Raw genomic sequence first — 17,938 nt, forward strand, 5'->3', positions numbered from 1 at the left:
GGTAAGGGGTTTTTCCATTGTAACGTTAAAATTCAGAACAGAAGCTTTGCGTTAGCCTTTCAGCTTTAGCTTGGTACCATCAAATTTTAGGTGGCTTAATAAGTTCTTAGCGTTTGCTTTGCCAAAGTCATCAAATTCCACGCCGTAACGCGCGTAATGCACCGATTTTTGCAGATTACAAATTTTCCCTTTTAATGGTGCAAGCAGACGTCCATTTCCTGGAATGGTGATATCTAACGTAATCTGATCTCCGACTTGAAGTGTTCGACTCATTGGTGAAGTTACAAAACGGCAACCACTCTTTGATAGGTCGCGTATTTCACACTCAGCTCGGTACTGTTCAAACTGAAGTCGAGAACGTAAATTTACTTCGTAACGCACTTCTTTTCTTAGTTGATACACTTGCATGGTATTTGGCAAACTCAGCACCAGTAACGGGTATGGATCACCCAAGCGGTGCTGTAATTGTGCTCTGAAAGGGATAACCGCACCTTCGCCGCGATGCGAATACGCTTTTACGTTAATCCAAAAACCTTCTTGGAAATAGAACTTCAAATCTTCATCTGAAATGTTTGGAATTTCTATCAACGCGGTATTATTTGAATGGCAACCCATGAAGGTGCTCGTGGTGATGAACTTCGTTCCAACAGGTGTCGTCACGTTCAATGTGACTTCACTGCCGTGTTCCACCATTGCCATTGCATCGGTGCTATTTAATGTGCTCGCCTGACGTTCTGGGGCGTTTTTGTTCTGTAGAGACGCTCGACTGTCCCTGGCGCTCGCCATCATATTTCTCATTCTTATTGTCGTACCTGATTCGAGAAGGTGTTCCGCGCTATGATAATTAGTAGGAATTGACTAGATTATTGCGTTGATATCATTCTATGCAGTCATATAGATTGATTCAATAAAACAGAGGCCAAAAGTGGGAGGTAGATAATGCAGAAAGTGACACATGACACAACAAACCAGATTTTCTGGGTCGATTTAGACCAAGACCATAAAGCGAAAGTGGCTTATAAACTCGAGAATGGGGAGATGCATATTACTTCGACGCTTATTCCGGAAGAAGCTCGCGGCAAAGGTTATGGAAGCGTCATGATGGCGTCGGTTCTACCTGAGATTGAAGCGCTTGGTTACACTATTGTGCCCATTTGCCCATACGTGATTAAATACATGGCAACACACCCAGAATGGTCGCATTTACTCGCTTGATGGAATCAATGAATAACCCACATTATCAAAGCATCGGAGATGAACTGGAACTTGGTTTGCTTCAAGGTGTCGATGTGATCCAGTCTTTATGGGGCGGATACGGAGAGTTGGTCAGACTGACCTTTTCGCAGCGCTCCATTATCGTAAAGCATATTCAATTACCAAAACCGTCTGAGCATCCGCGAGGCTGGAATACCGACCGCTCCCATAAACGTAAGCTGCATTCTTACCAAGTTGAAGTGAGTTGGTATCAATACTTCAGTCAAACAGTTGATGAGCGTTGCCGCATTCCTCAAGGGCTTAAATGCTTTCAGAATGAAACGGAATGGTTGATCGTGATGGAAGATCTTACTCTGGCGGGGTACCCAAACGTAATGAAAAGTGCAGGAAAAGCCCAACTAAAAGCGTGTTTAGAATGGCTTGCTAACTTTCATGCGCGATACATTGGCGTTCATCATGATGCTTTATGGAAAACGGGAACGTATTGGCACTTAGATACTCGACCTGATGAATTGGCAGTCCTTCAAGATGCTCGGTTGAAAAAGAGGGCAAGGTTAATCGACCAAACTCTAAAACAAGCGCGATTTCAAACCTTGATTCATGGCGATGCGAAGCTAGCAAACTTCTGCTTCAATTCGCAAAACTCGGCGGTTGCCGCGGTCGATTTTCAATACGTCGGTCATGGTTGTGCGATGAAAGATGTCGCGCTATTTATGAGCAGTGCTGTCGATCCTGATAAATGTGCTGAATTGGAACCTTGGGTGCTTGATACCTATTTTGTTGCGTTAAATACAGCACTGAAACATTATCAAACCGAGTTAGAACCATCTGAGGTCGAACAAGAGTGGCGACCTTTATTTGCCGTGGCTTGGGCGGATTTCCAACGCTTTGTAAAAGGATGGAGTCCAGATCATTGGAAGATTAACCCTTATACCGAAGCGCTCACCAAACGTGCACTGGACTCTTTGGGGTAGAAACTGCGAAGAAAGCAAAATCGACCCGAAGGTAGATATACCCAAGTATCTCGAGGTTACTTGGGTATATAAAGGCAGTTTTTAGGTCAATAGACGTTAGTTTTTCGGTTTATTGATACGGGCTAGGCTGTAAGTATTAATAAACTCACCGTCTCTAAAAGAGGCATCGACCAATTCACCTTCTATTTCAAAACCGTGTTTCTTGTATAAGCCAATGGCAGCTTCGTTATCGGTGTTTACTTCGATTTGAATACGTCGAACATTGAGCCAGTTGTCGGCGAGCTCCGTTACGGTGCTGATCAACGCGTTGCCGACCCCTAAACCGTGAAACTCATCGTGCACACCGATTCCAAACGAGGCCGTGTGTGATGTTCTTGGGCGCTGGGAGTGATGAAAGCCAATGTTTCCGACCACCTTACCATCGATTTCTGCAACATAACTGTAAACACCTGTGGGCATGTTGGATAGTCGGTCGACCCACATCGCGAGAGATGGCTTAGGGAGTTGCAGGGTTTCACGTTGTGCTTTCGGTTGTGAATAGATTTCGACTAGTGCAGCAGCGTCTTCAACAGTGGTTGGACGTACGATGATTTCCATGCTTCTCTCCTTTGGTTTATTGGAATTAATTTCAATCTAACCAGAGAAATGCGATTTGAATAGTATTTTTTTGGCTTTAGGCACCAAACTACTTTTAATTGAGTATGTTACGTATTTCTAATTTTAAGTTTTCATAGTGGGTTATCATTGAAAATACCAATGAGAGTGATTTTGTGTTGAATTTTTATACTGAGTAACTCTCATTTTATGGAGAATAATGGTGAACTTTGAAATAACGAAATAAAGCCATTTTTACTAAAGTGTGAAGTCGGTATCTGCAACGAGTTGATTTTAATCAAGAGACACTAGAGTTACCTCTTATGGGGTATGGGGAGCACGCCTTTTTAGCGCTATTTATGCTTAACTTATTTAAGAGCAATTAGAGCGTGTTTGAGGAAAATAATAATGAAATCCTCTCAGTCAAAAGTCTCGCAAAGTCGACGTCGATTCTTGCGTGACACTGCCCGTACCGCCGCTGGTGTGGGTGCGGCAGCGTGTGTTCTTGGATTGCAGTCTTTGCAGAGCCAAGCACGCGAAACTAAAGGTGTGCCTATTCGTCCGCCTGGCGCTTTGCCAGAAGGTGATTTTGAGTCTGCCTGTATTCGTTGTGGGTTGTGTGTTCAGGCATGCCCTTATGACACTTTGAAGCTTGCGAGTATGCTATCCCCAGTTGCCACAGGTTCACCGTACTTTACTGCGCGCGATATTCCTTGCGAAATGTGTGAAGACATTCCTTGTGTCGTGGCTTGTCCTAGCGGTGCGCTGGATCATGATCTTACCGATATAGACGATGCGAGAATGGGGACGGCTGTGCTGATCGACCACGAGACCTGTCTGAACTGGCAAGGTTTGCGTTGCGACGTTTGTTACCGTGTCTGCCCGCTAATTGATGAAGCGATAACGCTGGAGAACATTCGTAATGATAGAACGGGCTATCACGCGAAACTGATCCCGACCGTCAATTCTGATGTGTGTACGGGTTGTGGCAAATGCGAACAAGCTTGTGTGCTTGATGTGGCTGCGATCAAAGTGGTGCCAACGGATCTAGCGAAAGGTAAGGTTGGTAGCCACTACAATTTTGGCTGGCAAGAAATCGACAAGCCGCTTGAAAATGTCTTACCAGCAGATAATCCAGTGCCAAGTGGTGCGCTTGAGTCGCTCAAAGGAGGTCAATAATGGCCAAGAACTTAGCGCAAGATGCTGGCAAAGAAGCCATCGAAAAACTGGGCTGGTGGCGTGCGCATCGTTTTCTCATTCTACGTCGATTATGCCAACTGACCATCATTGTTCTGTTTATGGCAGGGCCAACATGGGGCATTCTGCAAGGCAATTTGTCTTCCAGTATGCTGCTTAATACGGTGCCATTAAGCGATCCTCTGATTGTATTACAGTCTCTCGCCACAGGTCATATTCCAGAGTTTAACGCTTTCCTAGGTGTAGCGATTGTGTTGGTGTTTTACGCGATTCTTGCTCCGCGCGCTTTTTGTGCTTGGGTATGCCCACTCAATATCGTGACAGATTTTGCTGCGTGGCTGCGCAGAAAACTCAATCTCAAAGCGAGTTATCGTTGGTCGCCAAATATTCGCTATTGGTTAATTCCTGCATTGATGCTTGGCAGCGCGATTTCGGGCTCAGTGCTTTGGACTTGGTTAGACCCAGTGGCGGCATTGCATCGAGGCATAGTGTTTGGCATGGGAGCAGGTTGGGTACTTATTTTGCTGGTGTTTGTTCTCGATTTATTGCTCGTAGAACATGGTTGGTGCGGACACTTGTGTCCACTGGGAGCAACGTACAGCGTGATTGGTAGCAAGAGTTTAATGCGAGTCACTGCCGTGCGCCGAGAAGACTGTACTAAGTGCATGGATTGTTTTTATGTTTGCCCCGAGCCGGAGATTTTGCGTCAACCATTAAAAGAAGGCGACCGTCGCGTGATGGATCAAACCTGCATGAGTTGCGGGCGTTGTTTAGATGTTTGTCCTGAAAAGGTGTTTGAGTTCCAGAATCGACTGAATGTGAAGAACATTGAGTAACAAAACAAAGAGTAATAGAACAAAGAACGAGTTTAGCTGGTAGGCAGTCTAGTTTTGCTTAATTTTTCGATGCCATCAAAATATTATTGAGCTTAATTAAGATTCATCACTGTTATAGAAATAGCGTATTCCTTTTTATTAACCACCCTTGTATCTGGGTGGTTTTTTTTGACTGTTATGACGTGAATGAAAGACTCTATTGTTATGAAAAGCCTCTTAGTTCCTCTTGTTTTACTTAGCGCTGGTTGTGTTAACCAAGCTCAACCCACTGGACGTGAAGTTGACATCATCGTTGTTGCTCCTATGGAGTCTCAAGTCAGAGTCACTTATCAAGAGCACAATCTATTGAATACCGTTTACCTTAGTGGTGAAGCATGCCGCTTTGATATTGGGCCTACGACCATTAAAGGTGAGGGGGCTTCGGTTGAGCTAAAACCAAATGGCCAGTGTCGATAAACACTGGCCATTTTAGGAAGGAATGGAAGGTGGGCGCTTAGTCCGACTTTTCGTCTTTGATAAGGCCTTTTCTTTCTAGTCGCTTCTTAGGGTTAACGCGATGGTCGACGCCTAGCGCTTCTTTCGTGGTATCCGCGATCGTCTCGTCAAGCGTACAACGGTTACCTACTACCTTTGTTACACCGTTAGCCAGCTTCTTAGGGCTACATTTCGGGTCGATAGGGCCAGCGTTTGCGACCACAGGAAGCAGTGACAATAACATCACTGAAAATGCGTATTTCATCTCATGAATCCTAATCTCTCAATTCGATGCTTAATTTAGCATCGGTACTAAAAATGATTTAGGCATTCCCAAGATTGTTCATCATCCGGATGACTATAGATGTTTAGGTTGCTGCAGAAAGTTGAAAGCCCTCTCTCTTCCGTGAGAAAAGGGCTTTCGATGAGGCTTTACCTCATTATCACTAGGCGTGCGGTCTGCTTGTTTAATGGAGCAGGTAGTCCATGCTGACTAGCTGACGCCAAAGCATCGAACTGCCGACCACAACCCACAAAATGGTCTTCGCGATTTTAGCGTTTCGCATGGGTATTCTCGATTATCAAAGATGAAATATTGATTGAGCCGTTTATTGGCTGATGTTCAGATGATACCTCAATGAATACTAGCCGAAGTTATCACCTTTAAAAGATATAGGTCTGGAATGCCTACACACTGCATTTTTTGAAAAAAAAGCCCACCCTAGGAGTGAGTGGGAAAGGCTTATGTGGAGTCACAAACTGCTACTAGCTGGAGTCGGGACAATGAGTAGCAAATCGAGTTCAACAATATCGTGTTGGTTACGGTTGCAAAAGGCATCTTGAATAAAGGGTATTTTAACGATGCTCACCACGAAGGCATTTCACTTGTTCATGGGGTACTTATGATATTGGGTTGTACCCAACATGACGAATTGAAGGTGATTTTTGCCAATATTATCAGCGTCTTATTTGTAAGGATGGGTTGGGTTAACACCAAGTTTTGATACTGACTTGTTGCTGACAAAGTGATACCGCTCCAAATCATTTATGCAGCGGTTTTTCATCGAGGCATCAGTATGTCTTAAGCTGAGTGAAAAAGGTTATTGCTCACTTTGTTGTGCGGCTTTCAAGCGGTTCTTTTCAATATTAATGATGCCTGGATTACCGACACGCACTATTTGGAGTAGATGCTTAATCCACATAGGAAGCGAAGGGGAAAGACGATAATGGATCCATAAGCCATGGCGTGTATCTTTTAAGAATGTCGTGTCTCGTAGCAATGCTAAGTGACGAGAGACTTTTGGCTGGCTTTCGTTCAAAGCGTTTTTGAGATCGGTGACGGTTAAGTCTTGTTCATCTTCTAGCAGCATCAATATTTTGAGTCGCAACGGATCGCTCATCAGTTTAAAGAAACTACTTGGATCCACTTGTGTACGGTTTTCTTCACTGTTTACTAGTAGAAATAGACTGATGCGCTCGATCAATTCTTTGGCCGTATTTTGGAACGGTTCTGTGCCTTCGAGTGGTTTTGGATCGGCTAGGTTCCAATGTAATTGGTCGATGTTTTGTTCGAAGATCACGCATTCATCTTTGGCGTTATCGCACAATGTAACCACAAAGTCATAAGACTTGTTCGCAACGTCGGCATAATCCTTCGAATGCAGTGACTCGCCAGAGATTGAATGTGCATCTAATACTTCAAACACCCTTGGGTCTACTTCGCTAGGGTGAACACCTGCACTATCAGCATGAAAGAGCGTGCCCGCCATATGGTTAAATATCGCTTCAGCAAGTTGAGATCGTGCGGAATTACCAGTGCAAAGAAACAGGACTTGTTTTTTCATAATATCGAGACAAAAAGTGTGGCTGATGCCGAAAAGAAAGACGAATGGCAATAGTATAACTCTGCACGCGTTCAACAAGAAGCTCACAACCTTTTATCTCCAGGCATAAGCTTCAATTGTTGCCGACGAAAACGGGTTTGTTTCAAAGGAAGAGGATGTAAAGAAATGTTTAAAAGTAGAAAGATTGCAATCTTAGTAGTGAGTATTTTTAATGGAATTTGTCGCTAAGTTTAGGATAATGTTACGAAAGTTGCTAGGTAAATAATTTATAAGGATATTGCGATTTTGTTACATTTGGCGGTATGATGGCGGCTTCATATTCTAAGGACTCATCATGAATACGCCACATAAAAGCTGGAGAACGCCACAGAACTTTCTTCTGCTGATTTCCATTATTGTTCCTATTGCCTTCTCCACTTGGATGGCGCTACTGAATAACTTCGTTATCGAAAAAGCCAACTTTGATGGAGCAGATATCGGCATACTGCAAAGTGTGCGTGAGATTCCCGGTTTTCTTGCTTTCACTGTTGTCTTTGTTTTGCTGTTTATCCGCGAGCAACGTTTTATGTTGGTCTCGCTCGCCATGCTGACACTGGGCACGGCAATCACAGGTTACTTCCCATCTTTGTTTGGACTTCTTTTTACAACCTTGTTGATGTCGACTGGTTTTCATTACTTTGAAACGTTAAAGCAATCCCTTTCTTTGCAATGGCTAACCAAAGAAGAAGCACCAGAAATGTTAGGCAAATTTATATCGGTTGGTGCACTAGCGTCTTTGATTACTTATGGTGCGATTTGGATTCTGCTTGAGCAGCTCAAATTAGAATTCAAAACGGTTTACTTGCTGGCGGGCGGTATCGGTTTTGTATTGATTCTGGTGATGGCGTTTGCGTTCCCTGAATTCAAAACGGAAGTTCCACAAAACAAAAAGTTGGTGTTGCGTAAGCGTTACTGGCTTTATTATGCATTGACCTTTATGAGTGGTGCTCGCCGTCAAATCTTCACGGTCTTCGCTGGTTTCTTGATGGTGGAGAAGTTTGGCTATTCGGCTGCGGACATCACACTGCTTTTCTTAATCAACTACTTGTTCAACTTCCTGTTTGCTAAACGTATTGGTCGCTTTATCGGAGCCGTTGGCGAGCGCAAAGCATTGATGTTTGAATATGTGGGACTGATTTTTGTCTTCGTCGGTTACGGTTTAGTGCAAGCTGCGGAGTGGGCGGCAGCATTGTACGTGATTGACCATTTGTTCTTTGCACTGGCACTTGCAATCAAAACTTACTTCCAGAAGATAGCCGATCCGGCGGACATGGCATCAACCGCTGGTGTAGCGTTTACCATCAACCACATTGCAGCGGTCGTGATTCCGGTAACCTTTGGTGTGATTTGGTTGGTTTCGCCTTCAAGCGTGTTTTACATTGGTGCAGCTATGGCCGCAGTGAGCTTGTTACTGTCCTTGAATATCCCAGCTAAGCCGGAAGAGGGTAACGAAACACGTGTGTTGAGATGGAACTAAGTTAGTACTTACTACTCAATAACTTACCGCGAAATCGGGTTATAAAAATGGGATGCAGAGGCATCCCATTTTTGTATTCGGTTTTCAACGTGAGACTGGTTCGTTTAGAACGGATACCAAAACAGTTGAGTGTCTATCACGCGTTTGCTAATCGCAGCGGTGACAATCACGACGATGCCTGCCATACACACCATATCGGCTTTGGTCAGCGGCTTTAGGCTGTACCAAGTACGAGAAGAATGACGCCCAAAACCACGCAATGTCATCGCGTTAGAGATTTGGTCAGCGCGATCTAGGCTAGAGAAAATCAAAGGGCCTAAGATCTTAGAAACGTTCTTCATACGGGTAAACAACGGCGCTTTCTTACTCAGTTCAACACCACGAGCTTGTTGAGCGTGCATGATGTTCACGAAGTCTTTCTTCACTTCGGGCAAGTAACGCAAGGTCAAACTGACGGCATAAGCGATTTTGTAAGGCACACCCATGCGGTTCAAGCTTGCTGCAAACTCAGTAGGATGCGTAGTAAACACAAACACCAAGGCAATTGGGAACATACTGAAATACTTCAGTGTCACGGTGACCAGATAGAACAAGGTCTCTTGGGTGAGTGAGTAATTACCCGGTAACGACAACAATACTGTTGTTGAGCCCATGTATTCACTGCCTTGTTGCGGCGCTAATGCAAACATAAACAGCGCATTAATCAACAAAACACTGCCTGTACCGATCAGTAAAGGCTTGTACACATGGAAAGGTACCTTGGTCATTTTTAGCAAACCAAGACCTACAACGATCAGTAGAGTAATGATGCGCAAATCAAAGGTCGTAAGTACCACCGTTACCCATGCAATGAACATCAAAAACTTGGTGATGCCATTGAGTTTGTGCAGTGGCGATTGGGTATCGATGTAGTTGATACCAAACTTCATCTTGTTGTCTTTCATGCCACTACTTTCTCAATGTTTTTAGCATCATTATTTTGTGAATCTTGAGCTTTTGAAGCTTGGATATCGGCGTTGTTTTCACGTTCTCGACGCGCTTTTTCAACGTCAATAAAGTGCTGCATAAAGTCGTTCGTGTTCTCAATGCCTAACTCAGTAGCCAGTTCATACAAACTGGTTGTAGTTAGGTTCGCTTGATCTAACAAAACAGTGTTACTGAACACTTCTGTCATTGGCGCGTCGGCAATCAACTTGCTATCAGCAATCACGATGGAGCGAGTGGTGTATTCCAAGACCAAGTGCATGTCGTGCGAGATGATCATCACCGTAATGCCAAGTTCACGATTAAGCTTCTCGATAAAGCTCAGCATTGATGTGTAGTTTCGGTAATCTTGTCCAGCAGTAGGCTCGTCTAAAATCAAAAGCTCAGGCTCTAAGGCAAGAATCGATGCGATCGTCACACGCTTCTTCTGACCGTAGCTTAATGCCTCAATTGGCCAGTGGCGGTACTTGCTCAAACCACACAGCTCAAGGACTTCCAATACCTTCGTTTCGACTTGTTTCTCTTCAACACCACGGTTACGCAGGCCGAAAGCCACTTCGTCGAAAATCATGTGATGCGAAATCATATGATTTGGGTTTTGCATTACCACGCCAACCTTTTGGCTACGCTCGAAAATCGTTAGCTCATTTATGTCTTGGCCGTTCAAGATCATCGAACCTTGGTCTGGTTCAATCACTCCCATCACAAGCTTAGTGATGGTGGATTTCCCAGAGCCGTTTTTACCCAATACCGATAAAAACTCACCGCGTTTGACATCAAAACTGACCCCTTCAAGCGCGTTCTTTTCGCCATCGTATGAGTAAGTAAGATCACGAACTTCTAGAAGCGTATCGGTTGGGGTTGCAACCTCTGCTACTTGTGAGGCTTCAAACCATGCGCTGACGGTGGATTGGTATTGCGCCAATGGCAATGTGCTTAAGCTCGATGGCTTTGCATCGCCTTCAATCGCGCAGCCTGCTTCTTTCAAAGCAGAAAGATAAAGAGGCTCACGGATACCGTATTCTTCAAGAAGCGGGGACGCTAAGATCTCATCTGGTGTGGTATCTGCGATGATTTCACCACTTTCCATCAGAATAATGCGGTCAACAGAGCGATGCAGCACATCCTCAAGACGGTGCTCGATAATGATGATGGTTTTGCCCGTTTCGCGGTGCAGATCATCGATAATCTCGATGGTCTTCTTACCCGTCTTTGGATCAAGGGCAGCAAGTGGTTCGTCAAACAACAAGATGTCGACGTCATCGACTAAAATACCCGCCAAAGAAACGCGTTGTTTCTGACCGCCTGATAAATCGTGAGGGGAGCGATCTAACATCTGTTCCAAATCGACCATTTTGGCCGTCGTTTTGACCAATGGGTACATGTCGATGTTAGACATCAATTGGTTTTCCAACGCGAATGCGATGTCTTCACCAATGCTCAAACCAACAAATTGGCTGTCCGTATCTTGCAGTACGGTACCAACTTTTTCGGTGAATTGGTGCATGTCAAAAGGGGCAGTGTCTTGACCATTGATGGTCAGCTGGCCACTGGTTTCCCCTTTAATCGCATGTGGGATCAGTCCGTTAAGACATTGGCCAAGGGTAGATTTACCACTACCACTTGGACCGATAATGACGATTTTCTCTCCTTTCTCTATCCTTAGATTGATATTTTTTAGCGTCGGTTTGTCCAGCGACTCATATCTAAAAGAGAAGTTAGAAAATTCGATTGTCATTCGACATTAAGCCTCTGTTAAGTTGCGGCTTTGCTTGTTACGTTTTGCGACAGACTTAAGAATGAAGAAGCCAACAATAGCAATAAGAATGGTGTTACCCAGTGCGATGATCGACAGCTGTGTAAATACCTTAGTGAACGGTTCTGCATACAAGATGGTGTCTAGGAAGGCTGAGCAGCCGTAACCAAATACGTTACCCAATAGAGCAAGCACCACGAACAACGCGAAATCTTTCATATTGAAGTCCCCTGTCTCTAAGCGATTACGTGTTAGAGAAGGGAAAAGACCGATGATCAAACCGACAATACCTGAACCAAGTACCCAAGTTAGCCATACGCCCCAGCCTGCAAATAGGTCAGTAACCCAGTGGCCAATGAAGCCAACCAAGAAGCCCACAAGAGGGCCGAATAACACTGAGAACAATGCCAATACCGCCATTGCTGGTTTCAGCGTCGTGTTTGCAAACACAGGAATGCCAAACATTGGCAAACCGCCGATGCCGTATAGCGCAGCACCGATTGCAATAACCACTACGGTTTTAGCAGAAAGATTCATAGATAACCTCAGTTCAATTGTCGATTTTAAAGAACGTTCACTTGCTTTGTTTTTATAGCGCTGATTGTGTAACAAAGTTTGGAAACAACCAAGCTGCTTATTGTTTGCTCTATCTTTCTTCAAGAAATGTGTGATTGGATTCACGCATCCTTTTGACTGGCTTAGTTTTACAGCAAGCATCAAAAATAAGGCACGCATTATACAGAATATTGATAAAAGTGGGAATGCTATCTGTCTGGATGGCTAGAATGCAACCAGGGGCTAACTGTCAGCCCCTGATTACACTTTTTAGTACGATTTTTGTTCGTTAAATTAATGATCTAGGTATAGGTAGTTTTGCCAACTCTTCATTCGGATAAGTACTTTACGCATGATAGAAACGTGGGTGAAACTGTCCGAGTAAACCGCGACTTCTACGGCTGTACCTAGTGGTAGATGATATTCAGTTAGATCGTCAGTGATTTGAAGCGTTACAAATACACGTCCGCTTGTACGGAGGGCCTCTGTACCAAGTAGCGCACCACGAGCTTGGAATTGGCTTTCACCGATTGCCGGCAGTACTTCAATCACTTTGCCTTTGAACACACTACCAGGTAGTGCACGGAACATGAATTCCGCTTCAAATCCGGGTTCTAAACGTTGCAAAGAGTTTTGGCGGAAAGCGGCTGTGTACAGTTTTTGCTCGGTATGCACAAAAGTCATCACCGGTGCTAGCGGTAAAGGCACCGCCATCACTCCCGGGCGCAAAGCAAGCTGCGTTACATAGCCTTCGGTTGGGGCTCTAACAACGGTCTGATCAAGATTGAACTCAGCTTGGCGAAGTTCTGCTAGCAATGAGGCAACTTGCGTATTTTCTCCACCAACTTCCGAGTCAAGTGCGATTTGTGCCTGTTCTCGTTTAGATTGCGACACCTCTAGTGCTGCTTGGGCGGCTTTAAACGCTTGTCGACGAGTATCCAGTTGTTGCTCAGTGAACGCGCCACGATCAAAACCACGTTGATAACGGTCGAATTCGCGTTGCGCTTTATCACGCTCTGCAAGGGCTTTGATGACCGCAGCTTCTGCTTCTTGAACGCCCGACTCTAACCCCAATGCACCTTGGCTTGCTTCTTTCACTTTCGCGCGTAGCTTATCGACCTCTGCTTGGAACGGAATCGGGTCGATACGGAAAAGAACATCGCCTTTTTGCAACGGTTGGTTTGCTTGAACAGGTACTTCAATCACTCGACCACGGACACCTGATACCACCGGTGTGGTTGAGAATACTTGGTTACCAATCTGTGTGAATGGGTGGTTGTAGTTCATCAGTAAGATAAGTGTACCGACCAACACTACGCCACCGAGTACAGCCGTTGGTACTGTCCACTTATTCAATGGGATATTGAAGATTTTAAAAATCGCGATACATAGCGCTGCGTAAGTCAGAACCAGTAGTAAATCCATTATTGTTCCTCCTTACCTTGTTCTTTTTGAACTGAAACGCTTGATACAGGTTGTTTACCTTTCAGCGTTGAGACTTCTTTTTTCAATTCGTTGACTTCATCAATTAGCTCTTCAAGTCGATGATGTATATCATGTGTTTCTTGTTCGAGCTGCTTAAAGCCCCAGCCACGTTCTTTACGCCACAAGGTTGCCCAAATCCACAGAAACGGCCAAAGTGCATGTAATGTGAAAAGGCTAACCCAGCCTGCATAATGAATCGCATCTTGGTGAGGATGCTCGCGCTCTTTCGCTATTTCATAAGGAATATCGTGAATCACAATGATTCCGTAGAAGATAACCAAAGCAACGAAAATGAGTAACCCAAGTGCAAAATAGTCTAGAAACATCTTACTTCCCTGTGCTTGTTGCCAAATAGAAAAACTTACGTAAATTAACTGTTTAAGTATTTGATAGAACAATAAGTGAATCAAGTTATTTATAATTTGATTCACTGTTATTGAGAGATACGGCATGCAATACGAAGGAGTAAGCAGTGCAATATTCTGGTGAGATCGCGGCCATTGGCGCTGCGATAGTATGGGCTTTGGCCACTTGGATATATAGCCAATTTAGCCACCGCTTTTCGGCGATGCAGCTGAACATTGTGAAAGGCATCATTGCATCAATGATGATGCTGGTGGTGATGCCATTACTGCCGCAAGGTTTACCTACCCAGATCGAGCCTCTGCATCTGGCGGTGTTGGCGGTGTCTGGGGTGATTGGTATTGCGATTGGTGATTCTGCCTATTTCGCCGCGCTCAAGCGCATTGGGCCAAACAAAACCTTACTGTTGGAATCTCTAGCTCCGCCGTTGTCTGGTGTGCTTGCGTTGGTTTTTTTAGGTTCGGAGTTAACCTTGCAGAGTTGGCTGGGTGTGGTGGTTACCACCGCAGCGGTGACTTTTGTTGTGTTCCAGCCTTCTTCTTCCGGTGAGGCGACAAATTGGAGTGGCATTGGTTTTGGTTTATTGGCCAGTGTCTGCCAAGCTTCAGGTGTGGTGATTTCTCACTATGCCCTCGTCGCGGGTGATTTGCCGCCGCTCTTAGGCGCATTGATTCGATTGAGCATTGGTGTGCTTGCCGTGTGTCTTGTGATTAAGGTTGTCGAACCTGAACCATTTAAAGGGATTAAACGGCACATCACAACAATGGGGAATAAAGCCATGGGTTGGCTATTGCTGGCGATTTTCGTTGGGACTTTCCTAGCGTTATGGTTACAGCAAGTTGCATTGAAATACGCCAATCCAGCGATTGCACAAACTCTCATTGCAACCAGTCCGTTGTTTATCTTGGTGATCTATGCTGTGCGCGGGGAAAAGGTGGGTGTGAAAAGTGTCATGGGAACCTTGATGGCGTTGGGCGGTATTTCGCTTTTCTTCCTGTAATATTGTTGATTGAATCCAAAGAAAACGCCCCAGTTGATGCTGGGGCGTTTTTTATTGATTGCTTTAAAGCTCCGTACACACTTGGTTCCGGCCGTTGGCCTTGGCTCGGTACAGGGCTTTGTCAGCGCGATAGAAGGTACGTTGTGTGTTCTCACCTTCACGATGAAGTGTGATACCGATGGAAACGGTCAAGCCACGCTCACCTAATATTTCATGCCAACCAAACTGATAGATACGTTCGCGATAGTTTTCTGCGTGCATCTCTGCACGGGCAAGTTCTGTATTTTCCAGAATCACCAAAAATTCTTCACCGCCAAAGCGAACGCAAGATGACCCTCGGAATTTAAAATAGCTAGACAGCTCTTTTGATACGTTCTGAATTGCTTTATCACCGACTAAATGACTCAGTTCATCGTTAATTGATTTGAAATGGTCAATATCAATCACCATCAGTGCAAATGACGTGTCATGCAACAACAAGTCTTTCAGCTTCACTTCTAACCAACGGCGGTTGTGCAGCGAAGTGAGTGGGTCGGTAAATACATCCTGCTGTAGCTGCGCTACGGTATTTTTGTGTTGTTTAGTGGTTTCTTTCAGCTCTTTGTTTTCAATCTCAGAAAGAATCAATTTAAGCTGCAACTCAAAGCGAGTGAGGCGACGTAATTGGGCTGCACCTAGCTCACCGATTGGGATATGTTTGATGAGGTCGGATTCAACACGGAATGCTTTTTTCTCGTAGTTGAGTGCTTCTTTAAATTGGCCTTGAGAAGAGCACACTTGACTCATTGCATTGTAAAAGCGATTGGCGATCAGTGGAGAGGAATACTCATTAATGCGCTTGCCTGTCGAGGATAAAAGCAGGTTTGCCAGAGATTGGTGTCCGATTTCGTTCAAGCAGTAAGCCGTTTCGATTTTCACCATGGTCGATAGCCATTGAGTGTGCTGCTTACCTGTCGAGTATTGAATATGTGAAATCGCAATCAGGGCTTGGTTGCACTCGTTTTGTAGACGCAATAACTTAGCACGGTATAAATGAATTTGGCTGGTGAGGTTTTTGTCACTCACCAAAATACTCAACTCTTCACATTCGCTAAGTAAGTCAGTTGCTGAACCAATGCGCTGTATACTGATATAGCAAGCTAACATGTAAAGCTTGTAACGCAACCTAAGCGAACGACTGCCAATAGCATGGTCTATAGCATCAATCTTTTGGTAGTAGCGTAGCGCCTTGTTATGGTCACCATAAGCGTCACACAAGTTGCCCATGCCAATAATGGCAAGTACGTATTCGTCGATATAACCGTATTCCACCGCAATGTTGGTGGAAGCTATGTATTCCGTTAACGCTGCGTTGTAATCGCCCTTTTCAACCAGACGATCGCTCAGGCTCGCTTTGACGGATAGAATGTCTTCGACATCCTCAGGCAATTTGAGTAAGTCTAAAGCTTGTCTAAGCTCTTCAATGCTGGTACTCAGCTGTTTGATTTTGCTGCGATATTCTGCGCTGATGATGTGGCAATGGGCTTTTTCACGATTTGTTGACGCGATATGAAAGCGGATATGTTCCCAAAGGATCAGCGCTTCTTCGCCAGTAACAGAAGAAGGGTCCATGCCTGCATCGGTCACTTTACTAAGCAGTTGTTCCATTCTTCATTACCTCAATGTGGCTTTCTTCCAATTGCTCCAATGTGAACGGGAAGGTCAGGATATCTTGCAGATAGAGGGTCGGTTTAGCTCCGGCTAAGCCACGTCGTTTCCAAGGGTAGATGTCTAACATGGCACAAACCGTGCGGTACAAGTCTTCTGCCGCTTGATCTTTCTCTGCGATCAACATAGCTAAGCGATCGCTGCTCAAACGAGAGATCAAGTCACTGGATGTCGTTAATGAGTGAACGAGCTCAGTACACACATCAAGGAAAGCTGGCTCAGTATGGCGGATCATAATGATCGCGTGGTTTGATTGCTTAAGCTCTGTTTTGAATAGAACCAGTTGCTCCCACCAATAGGTTTCGGATACAACGTTGGAGAACTGTTTTTCTGGATCGTATTCATGCTGGGCACGAATACGGTTAATGAGCTTTCTCGCGCGTTGCTCTAACTGACGTTTAGATCCTCGCGCTTTATCCATACTTACTCGATGCGTCTGCTCCTTGAGCATTTTAAGCGCATGTTTGCGATATTTTTGGAAGGCTTGGAAAGCGCCTTCATAATCGCCTTGTTCTTCTGCGACGCGCGATTGCTGAAAGCAGATTTGGCTGAGCAGTTCACCATTATCAAAGCTCAGGGCGGACTGCTCTGCAGATTGCAGTAAGGAGGCGGCGTTTTCGGTATTCTTGCGCAGCAATTCGAGTCGGGCTCGGCTGATGAAGGAGTGCGCTTTCATCCAAGTTAGGTCTTGTTCAATCGCGAGTTGATGTGCTTTCTGAGTCGCCTCTTCTGCTGCATCGAGACGTTCTAATCCCAGTAATGCCAATCCCTTAAAATCCCAAATTTCAGCTTGCCATGTGTTGTCGTCATGATCACGAAGTACCTCGGTAGCGCCATCTAGCACCGTCAGCATTTCAACGAAGTTATTCAGCAGATAATAATCCCATGCGAGTAGGATTCGAGCTTTGCCTTCTAACCATGCAATACGGACGTTGTTTGCCACTTTGACGGCTAATTCGTGTGTGGATGCGGCTAGTTTGTGTTCGTTGGTGATGCGCCAAACGTTACCAAGTCCGATAAGGGCCTCGATTTGGATTTCAATGTCATCAACCAATGCGGATTGTTCTAACGCATTTATCCAGTACTGTTGGGCGGAGTAGTATTTAGCTTGTCCCCAGTATTGCAAGGCGAAGAGGTGAAGGATTTCAGGTAAATGATCGTCGGTGTCGAGTTGAATTTGAAGGCTGTAGGCGTCTTTGACGAGTTTGAGCCCGTGTCGGTAGTCCATGCTACACCAACAGGCATGCGCCATGATGATCAATGCTCGAATTTCGCCATCAACAAATAGGATTTGCTCCGCACGAATTCTGCATTGTTCGGCGATTCGAAATGCGCGTTCCGGATCAGATTTTATCTGGCCATCGAGGGCGTTTAGCTCTGCTTCTAGCTGAATTTGGCTTTTATCCAACGTTCACATCCATGACTATCGAACTGGAAT

At 44.9% G+C, this 17,938-nt stretch carries 18 protein-coding genes; 7 read left to right on the forward strand and 11 right to left on the reverse strand.

All coding sequences use genetic code 11. From position 1 onward, the window contains the following. Positions 1-51: 51 nt before the first annotated feature. Positions 52-789 (reverse strand): flagellar brake protein, encoded by a 738-nt coding sequence (locus tag ATB76_RS01190; RefSeq protein ID WP_240538015.1) that lies wholly within the window; start codon positions 787-789, stop codon positions 52-54. A 150-nt stretch (positions 790-939) separates the two neighbouring features. Here ATB76_RS01190 and ATB76_RS01195 point away from each other — a divergent pair, with 150 nt between their 5' ends. Both ATB76_RS01195 and ATB76_RS01200 read left to right on the forward strand, forming a co-directional pair. Then, positions 940-1,215, forward strand: coding sequence for a GNAT family N-acetyltransferase (locus ATB76_RS01195; protein WP_038868460.1), 276 nt, complete (start codon positions 940-942; stop codon positions 1,213-1,215). Then, a complete protein-coding gene (locus ATB76_RS01200) occupies positions 1,215-2,189 on the forward strand; it encodes a phosphotransferase (protein WP_061034438.1) in 975 nt (324 codons plus the stop codon). The genes ATB76_RS01195 and ATB76_RS01200 overlap by 1 nt, the downstream gene beginning before the upstream one ends. 96 nt (positions 2,190-2,285) lie before the next feature. On the opposite strand, the gene ATB76_RS01205 is transcribed toward ATB76_RS01200, so the two are convergent. Further along, positions 2,286-2,786, reverse strand: a complete 501-nt coding sequence (locus ATB76_RS01205) for a GNAT family N-acetyltransferase (RefSeq protein WP_038876343.1) — start codon at positions 2,784-2,786, stop codon at positions 2,286-2,288. A gap of 405 nt (positions 2,787-3,191) precedes the next feature. On the opposite strand from ATB76_RS01205, the gene napG reads away from it, so the two are divergent. From napG to ATB76_RS01220, 3 genes are all read left to right on the forward strand, one after another. Beyond that, positions 3,192-3,962, forward strand: coding sequence for a ferredoxin-type protein NapG (gene napG, locus ATB76_RS01210; RefSeq protein WP_042601204.1), 771 nt, complete (start codon positions 3,192-3,194; stop codon positions 3,960-3,962). Then, on the forward strand, positions 3,962-4,816 hold the full coding sequence (gene napH / locus ATB76_RS01215) for a quinol dehydrogenase ferredoxin subunit NapH (protein WP_038868464.1): 855 nt from the start codon (positions 3,962-3,964) through the stop codon (positions 4,814-4,816). Before napG ends, napH begins: the two co-directional genes overlap by 1 nt. Before the next feature lie 204 nt (positions 4,817-5,020). Further along, the gene (locus ATB76_RS01220) at positions 5,021-5,272 is read left to right on the forward strand and encodes a hypothetical protein (protein ID WP_009704957.1); all 252 of its coding nucleotides are present in this window, start codon (positions 5,021-5,023) and stop codon (positions 5,270-5,272) included. 37 nt (positions 5,273-5,309) lie between these two features. Here the strand turns inward: ATB76_RS01220 and ATB76_RS01225 are convergent, their stop codons facing one another. Together ATB76_RS01225 and ATB76_RS01235 are read right to left on the reverse strand one after the other, a co-directional pair. Beyond that, positions 5,310-5,555, reverse strand: coding sequence for a hypothetical protein (locus ATB76_RS01225; RefSeq protein ID WP_005439002.1), 246 nt, complete (start codon positions 5,553-5,555; stop codon positions 5,310-5,312). 835 nt (positions 5,556-6,390) lie between these two features. Beyond that, positions 6,391-7,137 carry a metalloregulator ArsR/SmtB family transcription factor gene (locus ATB76_RS01235; RefSeq protein WP_061034746.1) on the reverse strand — a complete coding sequence of 249 codons (747 nt, stop codon included), beginning with the start codon at positions 7,135-7,137 and terminating at the stop codon, positions 6,391-6,393. Positions 7,138-7,468: 331 nt separating this feature from the next. On the opposite strand from ATB76_RS01235, the gene ATB76_RS01240 reads away from it, so the two are divergent. Further along, positions 7,469-8,650 carry an MFS transporter gene (locus ATB76_RS01240; protein WP_061034439.1) on the forward strand — a complete coding sequence of 394 codons (1,182 nt, stop codon included), beginning with the start codon at positions 7,469-7,471 and terminating at the stop codon, positions 8,648-8,650. Between the two features lie 104 nt (positions 8,651-8,754). Here the strand turns inward: ATB76_RS01240 and ATB76_RS01245 are convergent, their stop codons facing one another. From ATB76_RS01245 to ATB76_RS01265, 5 genes are all read right to left on the reverse strand, one after another. Next, positions 8,755-9,594, reverse strand: coding sequence for an energy-coupling factor transporter transmembrane component T (locus tag ATB76_RS01245; protein ID WP_038868466.1), 840 nt, complete (start codon positions 9,592-9,594; stop codon positions 8,755-8,757). Continuing rightward, the gene (locus ATB76_RS01250; RefSeq protein ID WP_061034440.1) at positions 9,591-11,372 is read right to left on the reverse strand and encodes a DUF3744 domain-containing protein; all 1,782 of its coding nucleotides are present in this window, start codon (positions 11,370-11,372) and stop codon (positions 9,591-9,593) included. The genes ATB76_RS01245 and ATB76_RS01250 overlap by 4 nt, the downstream gene beginning before the upstream one ends. A gap of 6 nt (positions 11,373-11,378) precedes the next feature. After that, on the reverse strand, positions 11,379-11,927 hold the full coding sequence (locus ATB76_RS01255) for an ECF-type riboflavin transporter substrate-binding protein (protein ID WP_038868496.1): 549 nt from the start codon (positions 11,925-11,927) through the stop codon (positions 11,379-11,381). Between the two features lie 312 nt (positions 11,928-12,239). Beyond that, positions 12,240-13,370 carry an HlyD family secretion protein gene (locus ATB76_RS01260; protein WP_038868468.1) on the reverse strand — a complete coding sequence of 377 codons (1,131 nt, stop codon included), beginning with the start codon at positions 13,368-13,370 and terminating at the stop codon, positions 12,240-12,242. Next, a complete protein-coding gene (locus tag ATB76_RS01265) occupies positions 13,370-13,756 on the reverse strand; it encodes a DUF3302 domain-containing protein (RefSeq protein WP_038868469.1) in 387 nt (128 codons plus the stop codon). Before ATB76_RS01265 ends, ATB76_RS01260 begins: the two co-directional genes overlap by 1 nt. 146 nt (positions 13,757-13,902) lie before the next feature. On the opposite strand from ATB76_RS01265, the gene ATB76_RS01270 reads away from it, so the two are divergent. Further along, the gene (locus ATB76_RS01270) at positions 13,903-14,793 is read left to right on the forward strand and encodes a DMT family transporter (RefSeq protein ID WP_038876329.1); all 891 of its coding nucleotides are present in this window, start codon (positions 13,903-13,905) and stop codon (positions 14,791-14,793) included. A gap of 63 nt (positions 14,794-14,856) precedes the next feature. On the opposite strand, the gene ATB76_RS01275 is transcribed toward ATB76_RS01270, so the two are convergent. Together ATB76_RS01275 and ATB76_RS01280 are read right to left on the reverse strand one after the other, a co-directional pair. Then, positions 14,857-16,440, reverse strand: a complete 1,584-nt coding sequence (locus tag ATB76_RS01275; protein ID WP_039976813.1) for a GGDEF domain-containing protein — start codon at positions 16,438-16,440, stop codon at positions 14,857-14,859. Continuing rightward, positions 16,424-17,908, reverse strand: a complete 1,485-nt coding sequence (locus ATB76_RS01280) for a hypothetical protein (RefSeq protein WP_038868473.1) — start codon at positions 17,906-17,908, stop codon at positions 16,424-16,426. The genes ATB76_RS01275 and ATB76_RS01280 overlap by 17 nt, the downstream gene beginning before the upstream one ends. Positions 17,909-17,938: the final 30 nt, after the last annotated feature.

The sequence above is a fragment of the Vibrio sp. MOR3 genome (assembly GCF_001557775.1).
GTDB classification, from domain to species: domain Bacteria; phylum Pseudomonadota; class Gammaproteobacteria; order Enterobacterales; family Vibrionaceae; genus Vibrio; species Vibrio jasicida.

Excerpts from the sequence above, each read along its gene's own strand:
- ATB76_RS01255 (WP_038868496.1), bottom strand. The coding sequence starts at position 11,927 with ATGAATCTTTCTGCTAAAACCGTAGTGGTTATTGCAATCGGTGCTGCG.
- ATB76_RS01275 (WP_039976813.1), bottom strand. The coding sequence starts at position 16,440 with ATGGAACAACTGCTTAGTAAAGTGACCGATGCAGGCATGGACCCTTCT.
- ATB76_RS01205 (WP_038876343.1), bottom strand. The coding sequence starts at position 2,786 with ATGGAAATCATCGTACGTCCAACCACTGTTGAAGACGCTGCTGCACTA.
- ATB76_RS01260 (WP_038868468.1), bottom strand. The coding sequence starts at position 13,370 with ATGGATTTACTACTGGTTCTGACTTACGCAGCGCTATGTATCGCGATT.
- ATB76_RS01195 (WP_038868460.1), top strand. The coding sequence starts at position 940 with ATGCAGAAAGTGACACATGACACAACAAACCAGATTTTCTGGGTCGAT.
- napG (WP_042601204.1), top strand. The coding sequence starts at position 3,192 with ATGAAATCCTCTCAGTCAAAAGTCTCGCAAAGTCGACGTCGATTCTTG.
- ATB76_RS01190 (WP_240538015.1), bottom strand. The coding sequence starts at position 789 with ATGATGGCGAGCGCCAGGGACAGTCGAGCGTCTCTACAGAACAAAAAC.
- ATB76_RS01225 (WP_005439002.1), bottom strand. The coding sequence starts at position 5,555 with ATGAAATACGCATTTTCAGTGATGTTATTGTCACTGCTTCCTGTGGTC.
- ATB76_RS01265 (WP_038868469.1), bottom strand. The coding sequence starts at position 13,756 with ATGTTTCTAGACTATTTTGCACTTGGGTTACTCATTTTCGTTGCTTTG.
- ATB76_RS01250 (WP_061034440.1), bottom strand. The coding sequence starts at position 11,372 with ATGACAATCGAATTTTCTAACTTCTCTTTTAGATATGAGTCGCTGGAC.
- ATB76_RS01220 (WP_009704957.1), top strand. The coding sequence starts at position 5,021 with ATGAAAAGCCTCTTAGTTCCTCTTGTTTTACTTAGCGCTGGTTGTGTT.
- ATB76_RS01245 (WP_038868466.1), bottom strand. The coding sequence starts at position 9,594 with ATGAAAGACAACAAGATGAAGTTTGGTATCAACTACATCGATACCCAA.
- napH (WP_038868464.1), top strand. The coding sequence starts at position 3,962 with ATGGCCAAGAACTTAGCGCAAGATGCTGGCAAAGAAGCCATCGAAAAA.
- ATB76_RS01240 (WP_061034439.1), top strand. The coding sequence starts at position 7,469 with ATGAATACGCCACATAAAAGCTGGAGAACGCCACAGAACTTTCTTCTG.
- ATB76_RS01200 (WP_061034438.1), top strand. The coding sequence starts at position 1,215 with ATGGAATCAATGAATAACCCACATTATCAAAGCATCGGAGATGAACTG.